The sequence below is a fragment of the Kitasatospora sp. NPDC058115 genome, assembly GCF_042884635.1.
Lineage (GTDB): Bacteria > Actinomycetota > Actinomycetes > Streptomycetales > Streptomycetaceae > Kitasatospora.
Window position 1 is genome coordinate 209,277 of the sequence record NZ_JBHVTL010000001.1, and the last position, 13,190, is coordinate 222,466.

9 protein-coding genes are annotated in these 13,190 nt (G+C 76.5%); 4 read left to right on the plus strand and 5 right to left on the minus strand.

From position 1 onward, the window contains the following. The first annotated feature begins 116 nt into the window (after window positions 1-116). Window positions 117-704: a hypothetical protein gene (locus ACFVVL_RS00800; protein WP_387670309.1), complete on the plus strand. Its 588-nt coding sequence runs from the start codon at window positions 117-119 to the stop codon at window positions 702-704. Window positions 705-725: 21 nt separating this feature from the next. Further along, complete coding sequence (locus ACFVVL_RS00805) at window positions 726-2,027, plus strand: sensor histidine kinase (RefSeq protein ID WP_387670311.1); 1,302 nt, start codon at window positions 726-728, stop codon at window positions 2,025-2,027. Here ACFVVL_RS00805 and ACFVVL_RS00810 read toward each other — a convergent pair. Further along, entirely contained in the window at window positions 2,007-2,969 is a 963-nt protein-coding gene (locus ACFVVL_RS00810) for a polysaccharide deacetylase family protein (RefSeq protein WP_387670313.1), read from the minus strand. The two genes, ACFVVL_RS00805 and ACFVVL_RS00810, sit on opposite strands and share 21 nt — an antisense overlap. Window positions 2,970-3,169: 200 nt before the next feature. On the opposite strand from ACFVVL_RS00810, the gene ACFVVL_RS00815 reads away from it, so the two are divergent. Continuing rightward, window positions 3,170-4,744, plus strand: coding sequence for a CehA/McbA family metallohydrolase (locus tag ACFVVL_RS00815; protein ID WP_387670315.1), 1,575 nt, complete (start codon window positions 3,170-3,172; stop codon window positions 4,742-4,744). Window positions 4,745-4,953: 209 nt separating this feature from the next. After that, window positions 4,954-5,463 carry a hypothetical protein gene (locus tag ACFVVL_RS00820; protein ID WP_387670317.1) on the plus strand — a complete coding sequence of 170 codons (510 nt, stop codon included), beginning with the start codon at window positions 4,954-4,956 and terminating at the stop codon, window positions 5,461-5,463. 295 nt (window positions 5,464-5,758) lie between these two features. On the opposite strand, the gene ACFVVL_RS00825 is transcribed toward ACFVVL_RS00820, so the two are convergent. The 4 genes from ACFVVL_RS00825 to ACFVVL_RS00840 all read right to left on the minus strand — a co-directional run bounded on the left by ACFVVL_RS00825 (window position 5,759) and on the right by ACFVVL_RS00840 (window position 13,095). Continuing rightward, window positions 5,759-6,355: a sigma-70 family RNA polymerase sigma factor gene (locus tag ACFVVL_RS00825; protein WP_380298664.1), complete on the minus strand. Its 597-nt coding sequence runs from the start codon at window positions 6,353-6,355 to the stop codon at window positions 5,759-5,761. Between the two features lie 269 nt (window positions 6,356-6,624). Further along, entirely contained in the window at window positions 6,625-7,782 is a 1,158-nt protein-coding gene (locus ACFVVL_RS00830) for a S8 family serine peptidase (RefSeq protein WP_380296579.1), read from the minus strand. 350 nt (window positions 7,783-8,132) lie between these two features. After that, the gene (locus ACFVVL_RS00835) at window positions 8,133-11,513 is read right to left on the minus strand and encodes a right-handed parallel beta-helix repeat-containing protein (RefSeq protein WP_387670320.1); all 3,381 of its coding nucleotides are present in this window, start codon (window positions 11,511-11,513) and stop codon (window positions 8,133-8,135) included. A gap of 55 nt (window positions 11,514-11,568) precedes the next feature. Beyond that, window positions 11,569-13,095 (minus strand): hypothetical protein, encoded by a 1,527-nt coding sequence (locus ACFVVL_RS00840; RefSeq protein ID WP_380296581.1) that lies wholly within the window; start codon window positions 13,093-13,095, stop codon window positions 11,569-11,571. Window positions 13,096-13,190 lie beyond the last annotated feature (95 nt).

Here is a 13,190-nt window from a genome sequence, read left to right on the forward strand (position 1 = left end):
AGGTCGGGGCGAAGGTGGGGCCGCAGGCTCATGCTCCTGGGACAGGGTCGGGGCCAGGGTGGAAGCAGGTCCCCCGCAGAGACCGGAGCGGGCCGGAACGATTACGAGGAGTAACAATGAGTCATGAATACGTGACCGGAGTACCCGCTCTTCACGTCTCCGTGCACGCCTGGACGCCCGGCGAGGCGCCCGGCGAGCCACTGGCGTACGGGTTCATGGTCGGTCCGGCGAGCGTGCTCGTCCCCGACCCGCCCGAGGACGTGGCGAGCCCCTGGAAGAGATACCTCGTCCGGATATCCCGTTCACCCGGGGCCGACGACGCGACCGAGACGATCCCGGTCGGGGGGATCAGCCTGGCCGCGGTGAACGATCACGAGGTCATCACGGCCGCGGCCGTCCTGACGCTGGTCTGGCCGACGGAGTTCGAGGTCGCCGACGTGAGTTCCACGCCGGTGAAGCTCGCCGAGCTCCTGACCCGCCACCACGGCGACCAGTGGGCGGCCTACGCCGACCTCGGTCTCCGGGTGGCACGCCCGAAGAAGGCGTCCGGTCCGCAGGACACCTGGTGGCTCGGCCGTGCGGACGGCGTCGTCGTCGTCCGCAGCGTCGAGCGTTACGCCTGGGGCACCTGCGGCACCAGTCCCACCTGTGGGCACCACTCGGCGCCGAGGTCGGGCGTCGGCTACCCGACGTCGGCGGACTGAGCGGATCGTGGAGCGACCGCGATGACCACGACGACGCCGCAGGACCGGCCGCAGACCCCACCCCCGGGCCTGCCGCCGGACCGTCCGCGGGACGCCCGCGCGCCCGACGGCGCGCGGGCCGTCGGCTGGCAGGACGTGGCACTGGCCCTGGCGGCGATCGTCCCGGAGCTGTTCTACTTCGGCACCGTGATCGCCCCCTGGGCGAGCTGGCAGCAGCGCTTCTGGATGGTCGTCCTCGCCGTGGGCGAGGCCGGCGCGCTGGTGCTGCGGCGGCGGTGGCCGGTCGCGGTCTTCGCGGCCGTCTGGGTGATCTCCGCCGGTTCCGACATCCTCTCGATGACCGGGGCGCTCGACTACGTCCCGTGCTTCGGCCTGATGATCGCCCTCTACACCGTCGCCGCGCAGTGCCGCCGGCCCGTCGCGCTGACGGCCCTCGGGCTGACCCTCGTCCCGCTCGGACTGGCGATCTCCTACACCGTCACCGACTACGAGGGCCCCCGGGTGGTGTCCGTGCTGGTCGCGAACCTCGCGTTCTACGTGCCGGTGACCCTGGTGGTCTGGGGCTTCGCCAGGCTCAGCCGGGCCGCCGAGGACGCCGCCGAACGCCACCGGCAGGAGGTCGCCGACACCCGCCGGCGGGTCACCCAGGAACGGCTGCGGATCGCGCGGGAACTGCACGACATCGTCGCCAACGCGGTGGCCGTCATGGTGATGCGGGCCGAGACGGCGAAGGTCACGGCGTTCGAGGATCCCGCGCGCGGGGAGGCCTTCGGGCACATCGAGAACCTGGGGCGGGCCACCATGGCCGAGCTGCGGCACATGCTGCGGCTGCTGCGCACCGCGGAGACCCCGGTCGAGGAGGAGTACAGCCACGGTCTGGGCGATCTGGAGCGGCTGCTGAGGGACGTCCGCGAGGCCGGCGTCGACATCTCCCTGGAGACCCGGGGAACGCCGCTGCGGATCGACGACAGCGTCAGCCAGACCGCGTACCGGCTCGTCCAGGAGGCGGCCACCAACATCACCAAGCACGCCGGTCCCGGCACCCGGGCCGTCGTGCGGATCACCTGGGACCGGGCGCTGCTCATCGAGGTGGTGGACGACGGGGCCGGCCGTGCGCCGGACGGGGAGCAGGACCTGTCGACGGGGCACGGGCTGCTCGGTCTGCGCGAGCGGGTGGCGCTGTACGGCGGGCTGCTGAGCGCGGCGCCGTACGGCCCCGGGTTCCGGGTCGCGGCGGCGCTGCCGGTGTCCACGGCGATCGGGACGGCACCGGGCGGCGGGGTCACCCGGACGTCAGGGACGTCAGTGGAGGGCGTCGGATAGCCGGGTGAAGGTGCGGCCGGCGGACAGCAGGGCGGGGAGGGCCGCGGCGACGCCGCGGGCCGTGCCGGAGCCGGGCCGGTTCATGTGGGCGATGACGATGCCGCCCGGGGCGGTCCCGGCCAGTTCCTGCCGGACCTGGGCGGCGGGGAGGGTGGCGCCGCCGTCGGCGTTGGTGCTGAACCCGGCGACCTGCTGGCCGAGGTCGGCGGCGATGCGGGTGGCGACGTCGTCGTAGTGGGCGGTGCCCGAGCGGAAGAAGCGGGGCGGGCGGCCGAGGAGCGCGGTGAGCTTCGCGAGGTTGCCGGCGATCTCGTCGTGGACCTCGCCGGGGTCGCGGGTGCCGGCGATGCCGTAGGCGGAGCGGCCGGTGACGGAGAGGGGGCGGTGGGCGGTGCCGTGGTTGGCGATCTCGAAGAGGGGGTCGGCGGCGAGGTCGTCGAAGACGCCGCGGTTGGCATCGATCCAGCGGGCGTTCAGGAAGAGGGTGGCGGGGACGCCGTGGGCGCGGAGGGTGTCGATGAGGGCGGCGTCGTAGCCGGAGCCGCCGGAGCCTCCGCAGGCGTCGAAGGTGAGCGCGACGGCGGGGGCGGCCGCGGCGGGGAGGAGGGTGAGCACGCCGGGGACGTCGAGGCCCCAGGCGGTGGGGACGGCGTCGCCGTAACGGGCGACGACGGCCGCGCGGGTGGGGAGGGTGGCGGAGGGGGTGGGGGTGGGCGTGGGGGCGTGGGTGGGCGTGGCGGGGGGCGTCGGGATGGGGGCGGGAGCAGAGGTGGGGGCGGGCGTGGGCGTCGGGGTGAGGGCCGGGGCGGGAGGGGCCGTGGTGGGCGTGGTGGCCGTGGTGGGCGGTGCGGCGGTCGGCGGCTGGGCGCCCGGCGTGGGCGCGCAGCCGGCCAGGGCGGTGCCGGCCGCGGCCGCCAGGAGGGTCCGCCGACTGAGTGCCATGAAAGCTCCGAACCTGTCCGACCGTCAGGGACCACCGATCCACGCCCCTCCATTCAGGGCCGCCGAAGCCGCCCGTGCAAGCGGGCGCGGCCTTCACGGGGCTGCCGCACGGCCGTGGGGCCCGGCTCACCGGGGGTTCACCGGGGAGGGTACGGGACTCCGCTGACATCCCGACATCCCGGCGAGAGCGGAGGCTTCCGATGACGGAGCAGGTGCACGACGACAGGGCGTTGCCGGGCCGGCGCGGCTTACTGGCGGCAGGGGCGCTGGGGGCGGTGGCGGCGGCGACGGCGGGCGTCGCCCGGGCGGCGGACGGGGCGGAGGCGGCGGCCGGGGCCGACGGGGCCGAGCGGACGATCACGCTGACCGGCACGCTGCCGACCGGCGCGCCCGACTTCGTCCTCCTCCCCTTCGACGTCCCCGCCGGTGTCCGCGAGATCGCCGTCTCCTACCGGTACGACAAGCCGGCCGTCCCGCCCGGCACCCCGGGCAACTCCTGCGACATCGGGCTCTTCGACGAGCGCGGCACCGACCTCGGCGGGCGCGGCTTCCGCGGCTGGTCCGGCGGCTTCCGCACGGAGTTCGCGGTGAGCCGGGAGCAGGCCACCCCCGGCTACCTGCCGGGCCCGGTCCGCCCGGGCCGCTGGCACGTCGTGCTGGGGCCGTACCAGGTGGCGCCGCAGGGGCTGGAGTACCGGGTCGACGTGACGCTGCGGTCCGGCGCGCCGGGCGGCGAGTTCACCCCCGCCTATCCGCCGGAGCGTGCCCGGGGACGCGGGCGGGCCTGGTACCGCGGCGACTGCCACCTGCACACGGTGCACTCCGACGGGCGCCGCCAGCCCGCCGAGGTGGCCGCGGGCGCGCGCGAGGCGAAGCTGGACTTCATCGTGTCGACCGACCACAACACCACCTCCTCGCACGGCGTCTGGGGCCCGCTGGCCGGTCCGGACCTGCTGATCCTGCTGGGCGAGGAGGTGACCACCCGCAACGGCCACTGGCTGGCGCTGGGGCTGGAGCCCGGTCGGTTCGTCGACTGGCGCTACCGCTCGCGCGACGGGGCCTTCCCCCGGTTCGCCCGTCAGGTGCGGCGGCAGGGCGGTCTGGTGGTGCCGGCGCACCCGTACTGCCCGTACGTCGCCTGCCAGTGGAAGTTCGGGTACGAGGACGCGGACGCCGTCGAGGTGTGGAACGGCCCGTGGACGTACGACGACGAGTCTGCGGTGGACACCTGGGACGCCCAGCTGGCGGTGGCGCTGCGCGACGGGCGGTCCTGGCTGCCCGCGATCGGCAACAGTGACGCGCACAGCGTCCCGCAGGTGATCGGCTCGCCACACACCGTCGTGTTCGCCGAGGACCTCCACCGGGACGCCGTGCTGGCGGGCCTGCGCGCCGGCCGCAGCTGGCTCGCGGAGTCGGCGGCCGTCCAGCTGGAGTTCACCGCGACCGGCGCCGGCCGGCAGGCCGGGATCGGCGAGGAGCTGTCCGTTCCGCAGGACGCGCCGGTGGACGTGCGGCTCGACGTCTCCGGGGTGCCGAACGGCACGGTGCGGTTCCTGACCGACGAGGGCCAGCTGCACCAGGAGTCGCTGCCGGCCGACGGCGCGGGCACGGTGGTGTGGCGGACCACGGCCTCGCTGGCCGCGTTCGTCCGGGCCGAGGTGCGGCACCCGAAGGCGGACGGGACACCGGGCCGGGGCAACTCCATGGGACCGGACCTGCCGTGGGGACCGATGGCCGCGCTGACCAATCCGATCGTGCTGCGGGCCCGGAGGTAGCGGGGAGGCGGCCGGGAGGCGAGGGGACGGCGGGAGGTCCGGGGAGGGGAGGACTCCGGGGTGTGCGGTGGACTAGGTTGATCTCCGACAGCAGTCACTCGATATGACGAGACGGTCGGCTGTCCGTATGCCGGGTTCACCCCGCGCACGCTCCGGCCGTCCCGCCCCGGCTCCCCGTCCGTCCCCGGCCCGCGAAGGGATCAGCAGCTGTGAACCGTACGACCGTAGGTGGGCCGGAGCTCGGAGGCGGACGGGGGGCGGGCAGCGTGGTCGTCCTCTCCGACCCGGCCGCCGGCGCCGGGAGCGGCGCGGTCGCCCCGCTGGTCGCGGCCGCGCTCTTCCCGAGCGTCCACCTGCGCGCGGAGGACTTCCGGCGGGCGGTCCGGCAGGGCTACGTGGAGGCGGACCGGCCGGAGGCGCGGCGGCAGAACCTGACCGCGCTGGCGGCCACCGCGCAGGCGGCCTTCGCCTTCGCCGCGGGCGGCTACCAGGTGGTGGTGGAGGGCTCGGTCGCGCCCACGGCGCTGGACACCTTCCGCCGCGAGAGCCGGGCGACGGGGGCGGCGCTGCACTACGTGGTGCTGCACGGGGGCGCGGTGGCCGAGACGGACGGTCCGGCGGCCGACGGCGACGACGACGCGGCCGTCAGCGCCGCCGAGGCGACGGCCGGCACGGTGCTGGCCGGGCTGCGGCGCGGGGCGTACCTGCTGGGGTGGTGACCCGGCCGCTCGGCCGGCTCGGCCGGGCCTGCCGGGCCTGCCGCGCGCGGAACGGCGTGCGGAGCACGAAGGGCGGCCCGCCGGTCCGGGGATGACCGGGGGCCGCCCATGCGGCCGGCCGCCCCGGCGTCCGCGCTCCCACAAGGGCGGAGGCCGGGGCGGCCGTCGGCCCGGCGCCCGCACGGGGGAACGGGCGCCGGTGGCGGTGCCGCCACCTTGGTCTACGGGCGGCGGGGCGGGAACGGTTCACCCCGGCGACCGGACGGTGCGGGGGCCGGGAGGTCCGGGGCCGGGATCAGCCGGCCCAGGCCATGCCGTGCGCCTCCAGGATCGGGCGCAGGGCGCGGACGGCGTAGAAGTTGCGGGACTTGACCGTGCCGACCGGCACCCCCAGCACCCGGGCGACCTCGGCCATCGATCGGCCCTTCATGTGCAACTCGACCAGTACGTCCCGGTGGTGGGGCTGCAGCTCGGCCATCGCCGCCGCCATGTCCCGGGCGACGAGCACCTCGTCGTAGGGGTCGTGGGTGCCCGCGTGGTCCTCGGGGGACTCGTCGGCGACCTCCTGGGCGCGGGCGGTCTGCATCCGGTAGTGGTCGATGGCGATCCGGCGCGCCACCGTGAACAGCCACGGGCGGCTGTACTCGGGGCCGCGGTGCATGGCCGCCGGGTTCTGCCAGGCCCGCAGCAGGGTCTCCTGGACGATGTCCTCGGCCTTGCCGCGGTCGCCGCTGGTCACCCGGAGCATCGCGCGCAGCAGGTAGCCGCCGTGCAGCCGGTACAGCTCGGCGAGGGTGTCCTGGTCCAGGGTGGGCCGGGGGGCCGGCGGGGCGACGGGCCCCCCGGCGTCCTCGGTGGTCGTCCCGGCGTGGGCGGTAGCGTCGATGGCCACGGCTGTTGAGCCCCTTACGACATTCGTCATTCGTCGGTACCCCGGTCGGTGGTCGGGTACCTGGTTCGATCGCTGTCTCGGCGCGCGGGGGCGGGCCACGGCGGGCGAGCCGCTCTCCCGGGCGTGGCCACGCTGGCAGCCGTCGCCAACGGCGGGCCAACGGCACGCCAACGCGGGCGCCGGCGGCCGGGTTGGCGCGGGGTTGGGGGCGCCTTCGCGGGGCGCGGGCGCGGGGCCCGGGCCGTCGCACAGCCGGGCCGGCCGGGCCGTCACTCCGGGCGGCGCCCGCCCCGGTTCCGTCCGGCGCGCACCGCCGCCATGGCCAGCGCCACCAGGGCCGCACCGCCCAGGCCCGTCCCCGCGACGGCCGTCGCCAGGCGCCGGGACGAGCCGTCCGCGGGCGGCGGGACGACGACCGGCTCGCCGGCCTGCGGCCCGCCGCCGTCCGCCGGGGCCTCGGGAACGCCTCCGGAGGCGCCGGACGCCACGGCGCTCACCGGGTCGACCGTGCCCCAACCGACGGCCTGATCGGGCAACGCGGTGCCCGGCCGGTAGGCGGTCGCCCGCAGCCGCTCGGCGAGCTGCTCGACGGTCAGCGACGGCGACCGGCCGAGCACCAGGGCCGCCGTCCCCGCCACCAGCGCGGCGGCGTAGCTCGGCCCCGAGGCGGCGAAGGTGCCGCCGCCCGGTCCGGCGGCCAGCAGTGCGTCGCCGGGTGCCGCCAGATCCACCCGCGAGGCCCGCCCGGCGGGGGCGGCGACGGCGGGGGCGGCGGTGCCGGCCGAGGTGGCGGCGCCCGCCGGGGAACCGTCCGCCGCGAGCGCGGCCACCGCGAGCACGCCGGGGTACCCGGCCGGATACACCGGGGCCGCCACCGACTGGCTGTCCGGTCCCACCGGCGCGACCAGGAGCATGCCCTTGGCGGTGGCGTAACCGACCGCCTCGGCCAGCACCGGCGCCGGCTCCGGGATCGGCGCCGCGACCACGGCGATCCGCGCGCCGCCGTCCGCCGCCGCGCGGATGCCCCGGGCCAGCAGGTCGGCGGTGGTGCTCCCGGCGTCGTCGGTGACGGCCACGGCCAGGACCTTCGCCCCGGGAGCGATCCCGGACGGAGCGCCGTCGGCCGTCCGGCGGCCGGCGATCAGGCTCGCCAGGACGGTGCCGTGCCCGACGCAGTCCCGCCCGGCGTCGCCCTCACCGTGCAGTCGCGGCCCGAGCGCGAGCCGCCCGGCCAGCACACCGGAGGCCGCCCCGGCGGCCGCGTCCACCCCGGACCCGATCACCGCCACCGTCACCCCGTCCCCCCGCCCCAGCGGCCACACGGCCTCCGGCCGCAGGTACGTCTGCGCCCACCCGGCCCGGTCCGCCACCTTGCCGGAGGGCTTGCGGCACCCGTTCTGCCGCACGTCGGGCACGGTCTGCCCCATCACGGGCAGCTCCCCGCCCGGCGACGCGCCCCCGGCCGCCTGCCCCGGCGTCGCCGCCGCGACCGTCGGCGGCCCGCCGGGCACCGGCGCCGCGAGGAAGCCCCCCGGAGAGCCCGCCCGGCCCACCCCGAGGGGCGCGGCGGCGGGCAGCAGCCCCGCCCGTCCGCTCCCCGCTCCCCCACCGCCGGCCGCCGCACCCACGGCGGACAGCGGGTGCGCGGAGAACGACGGGGCGGCCGACGGTACGGCAACGGCCGCCGACGGGGAGAGGGCCACGAGGCCGCAGGCCGTCGCCGCGACGACCCGCAGGCCCGGGCGTGGGGCGGGGGCGGGGCCGGGGCGCGGGGTGGTCACGCCGGGGTGGCGGTGCGGTCGGTGGCGATGTCCTCGGGGAGCAGCAGGCTCAGCTCGGACAGGTCCGCCACCTCCAGGCGGCTGAGACGCCCGGCCTGACGGGTGATCATGCCCTCCAGGGTCTGCCGGGCGAAGCGGCCGTTGCCGAAGGTGCGGTCGCGCGGGACGGTGGCGAACAGCCGTTCCAGGGCGGTCAGGGTCTCCGGTGCGCACGCGTATCCGGCGGACTCGGCGTGGTTGCGCACGATGGTGACCAGCTCGGCGTCCGCGTAGTGGCCGAAGTCGATCTGGCGGGAGAAGCGGGAGGCGAGGCCGGGGTTGGAGGAGAGGAAGTGCCGCATCTCGTCCTCGTAGCCGGCGACGATCACCACCACCTCGTCGCGGTGGTCCTCCATCAGCTTCATCAGGGTGTCCACGGCCTCCTGGCCGAAGTCGCCGCCGCCTCCGTGCCGGGGCGTCAGGGTGTACGCCTCGTCGACGAACAGGACGCCGCCGCGCGCCCGCTCGAAGGCCTCCTTGGTGAGCTGCGCGGTGTGGCCGACGTAGCGGCCGACCAGGTCGGCGCGGGCGGTCTCGACGAGCTGGCCGCCCGGCAGGACGCCCAGCTCGGCCAGCAGCCGCCCGTAGAGCCGGGCGACCGTGGTCTTGCCGGTGCCGGGCGGGCCCGCGAAGACCAGGTGGTGGCTGATGGTGGCGGTCGGCAGTCCGGCCTCCTCGCGGCGGCGGACCTGGCGGAGCAGGTTCACCAGGTCCTCGACCTGGGCCTTCGCGGCGGGCAGGCCGACCAGGGCCCGCAGTTCGGCGAGCGGCTCGGTGCCGTCGGCCTCCTTGGCGGGCGGTTCGAGGTCGACGCCGACGTCCCCGGGGACGAGCAGCGCGAGGTCCTCGTCGCTGATCTCGGCCTGCTCGGCGAGACGGGTGGCCTGCCGGTCGACCATCTCCTCGAAGACCTTGCGCGCCGAGCGGCCGTTGCCGAAGTCCGCGCCGCGCGGCATCTGTTCGAAGAGCACGGTGAGCGCCGCGCCGGTGCCCTCGGCCAGTTCGTAGCCGTGGCCGGTGGCGGCGCGTTCGACGATGGTGACCAGCTCGTCGACCTCGTAGTTGGCGAACTCCACGGTCCGGCTGAACCGGGAGGCGAGGCCCGGGTTGGAGGCCAGGAAGTCGCCGATCTCGGCGGAGTAGCCGGCGACGATCACCACGATGTCGTCGCGGTGGTCCTCCATCAGCTTGACCAGGGTGTCGATCGCCTCGCGGCCGAAGTCCGGGCCGGAGCCGGATCCCGACCCGGCCGAGAGGGTGTACGCCTCGTCGACGAACAGCACCCCGCCCAGCGCCTGCTGGAACACCTCGGTGGTCTTGATGGCCGTGCCGCCGATGATCGAGGCGACCAGATCGGCCCGGGCCACCTCGGTCAGGTGCCCGCTGCGCAGCACGCCCAGCTCGGCGAGGATGGCGCCGTAGAGGCGGGCGACCGTGGTCTTGCCGGTGCCGGGCGGGCCGGCGAAGACCAGGTGGCGGCTCATCGGCAGGGCCGGCATGCCGGCGAGTTCGCGGCGGCGGGCCAGCTTGTTGAGGTTGACCAGGGTGGCCACCTGCTCCTTGACGCCGGCCAGGCCGACCAGCGACTCCAGCGCCTCCAGCGGGCCGGGCGGCGCGGCCGGGGCGGCGGCGCGGGAAGGGTCGGCGCCCGGTTCGGCGGCGGGGTCCCCCGGCGCGGCCGGGCCGTTGGCGGCGCCGGTCCCCTCGGCGCGCGGGCCGCCGGGGGCGGAGCTCGCGGTGCCGTGCGCGTCGGGCAGGCCGTTCTCCTCGCTGGTGAGCTGCTCGACCGCGAGGCGTTCGTTCGGCGTGGTCTGCCGCAGGCCCGAGCCCCGGTTGCGGGAGAGCGTGCAGCCGGTCAGCCGGACCGCCTCGGTGGAGTCCATCCGGACGCCGTCGCCGATGTTCTCGGCCGCGTCGAGCTGGGCGAGCGCGGCCCGCCCGCCGGCGCCGATCCGCACGCCGTGCCGGCGGTTGCCGTGGCTGCGGACCCGGGTGCAGCTCAGCTCGCCGCCGTCCTCGACGGCCAGGCCGTCCTCGCCCGAGCCGCTCACCTCGCAGTCGCGCAGCGCGGCCCGGCCGACCTTGCCGACCACCACGCCGCAGCTCCGGGAGCCGCGGACGACCCCGGCGCCGACGAAGGTGTCCGCGCCGTCGGTGATCCGCAGGCCGGCCCGCCCCGCGTCGGTCACCTCGACGCCCTCCAGCCGGCCGCGGCCGTCCCGGAGCACCTCGACGCCGTCGGCGCCCGCACCGGTGACGGTCAGGTGCCGCACCCGGGGGTTGGCGCCGCCGCCGATGGACAGCCCGGACCCGGTGGCGTCGCGGATCTCCAGGCGGTCGATGTCGGCCGCGCTCTCCTCGGCCAGTTCGACGCCGGTCCCGCCGCTGTTGCGCACGACGGTGTTCTTCAGCACCGGCCCGGAGTGCTCCCCGACCCAGATCCCGGTGCCCTGCGCGTCGGACACCTCACAGTGCTCGAACTGCCCGCGCGAGCGGCCGGTGATGTGGATGCCGTGGCCCGCGGTGCGGGCGGTGGTGCAGCGGCGCAGCTCGGGGTCGGTGCCGGCGGCCAGCGCGATGCCGTGGCCGGTGGTGGCGCTGACCGCGCAGTCCTCCAGCACGACCCGCGCGGCGGAGCTGATGTACACGCCGATGGTGGCGTCGCGCACGGCGGTGCGCAGCAGCCGGGTGGTGGAGCGCTCCTCCAGGGCCACGGCGGGTTTGTCGGTGACCGAGATCTCGCAGTCCTCGAAGGTGCCGCGGGCCTCGCCGTTGGCGCAGATGCCGTTGCCCCGGGCGTCGCGCAGCACGCAGTTGCGCAGCAGCGGGTTGGCCCGCTCGCCGACCACCACGGCCGAGGTGCCGAGGTGTTCGACGACGCAGTCCTCGATCACGCTGGTGCCGGTGGAGGTCTCGACGATGCCGGCGCCGGCCGGGTTGGTGACCCGGCAGTCGCGCATCGCGAGGGAGCCCTGCTGGCGGGTGAGGACGGCCGTCCAGGAGCTGCCGACCACCTCGCAGTCGGAGAGCGCGGCCTGCCCGCGCGGCACGTCGACGGCGGGCAGTTCCTCGTCCTGGCCCTGCACCACCAGACCGGTGAGCTGCACGGCCTCGGCCACCACCTGGACGACGCAGCCGCGCCGGGCGGTGATCCGGACGCTGCCGCGCGGCTCCTCGGCGGTGATGGTGACCATCTTGGTGATCACCAGGTTCTCCTCGTAGCGGCCCGGCCGGACGGAGATGACCGCCCCGCTGCGGGCCGCCGCGAGTGCGTCGCCGATCGTGCGGTACGGGCCGCCGCGCTGCTCCGGGCACACCGTCAGCACATGGCGCGACATGGCCTTCCTCTCCTGGGGGTCTTCGTCGGTCGGGTGGGGCGGGGCGGGGCGGAGGTCAGGAGGCGGTGCAGTCGGCGCTGACGGCGGAGGCCGCGATGTGCGCCTTGTCGGTGGCGCTCCCGCCCCAGTCGACGCCGCGCGAGTGCAGCATCACGGCGATCTTGCCGCCGCTCACCGGGAAGCTTCCGACGTCCACCCAGCGCCCCCGGTTGTTCGTCTGGTTGATCGTGAACTCGCCGATGGTGCCGCTGTTCGGCGTGGAGGTGTTCTGGACGGTGTAGTAGGCGGGCGCGCCGCCGACGGCCTTGACGTCCGAGTTGTTCGGCACGTGGACGGCGATCTTGCAGCTGCCGGCGGTGACCGGGGCGGTGGAGAACGTCCAGACCACCGCGTTGCTGCCGTCGTCCTTGGTCGCCGAGCCGGACATCGGCATCGAGACGTACTTGCCGTTGCAGCCCGAGCCGCTGAAGCCGCCCGTCGACTGCTTGAGCCAGCCGGTGGAGCCCTGCTCCCACCAGCCGTGCTGGGCGTAGGCGACCGAGGAGGTGCTGCAGTTGGATCCGCCGACGGCGGCGTAGGTGGCCTTGGCGGCGGCGGGCGGCGGAGCGGGCTGCTGGGTGGCCGGCGGCGGGGCGGGCTGCTGGGGAGCGGGCTGCTGCGGCGCCGGCTGCTGGGGAGCGGGCTGCTGCGGGGCCGGCTGGGCCGGCGCGGGCTGCTGGGGCGCCGGCTGCTGGGCGGCGGGCTGGCCGGCGGCCGGCTGCTGCTGGGAGACCGGCTGGCCCGCGGCCGGCTGCTGCGTCGTCTTGCCGGAGCCGCCCTGCGGCGCCGCGGTCACGGGGGCCTTGGCCACCGGCGCGGTCCCGACGGCCGGCTGGCCGCCCGGCACCGCCGCGGTCGCGGGGGAGCCGCCGAGGGCGATTCCGGGGACGGTGCCCGCCCCCTCGGCGGGCGGCGCGGTGGCGGCGCCGGGCTCCCCGGTGGCCGCCGGGTCGGTGGGCGCGACGGTCGGTGCGACGGTCACCGGCGGCTCGGTGGGCACGGGCGGCGCCGGGACCTCGCCGATCTCCGGGCCCTCGACGAGCTGGGTGTCCGGCTGGTTCACGCCGAGGTTGTCGCGCTTGTCCTTGTCGGCCCCGTCGGTGATCAGGAACGGCAGGCCCATCAGCACCACGCCCGCCGTCGCGGCGGCGACCAGCGCGGGCCGCTTGAACCGGCGGCGGCCGGGCTGTTCGGCGGGATCCTCGCCCTCCGGGTGCTCCGTCCCGGCGAGGACGGGCTCCAGCGCCCCGGGATCCTCGCCCGGGCCGTACCCGGGGTCGGGTTCGGCGGCGGCCGCGACGGCGGCCGCGACCGTGACCGGCGGGACGGCGGAGCTCGCCTCCGGCGTCACCGGCCCGTACTCCGGCACCGCGACCTGCTCGGTCGGCGCCTCCGCCGTCGCGGGCACCGCGGCCACGGCGGCAGCGGCGGCACCGGTCGCCGGCGCCGCCGCCGGCTCCTCCTCCATCTCCCAGTCCATCGACGGCAGCTGGATGCCCGCCGCCCCGCCCCGAGCCCCGTTCCCGCCCGTACTCGTGCTCACCGCAGCTCCTCGGCCTCGCATGCAGTCCCCTGTCGAAGGGACCACCCGGCCGACAGGACCTCGGGTGCTCCCACTCCGTCACTACGGACGGGCCC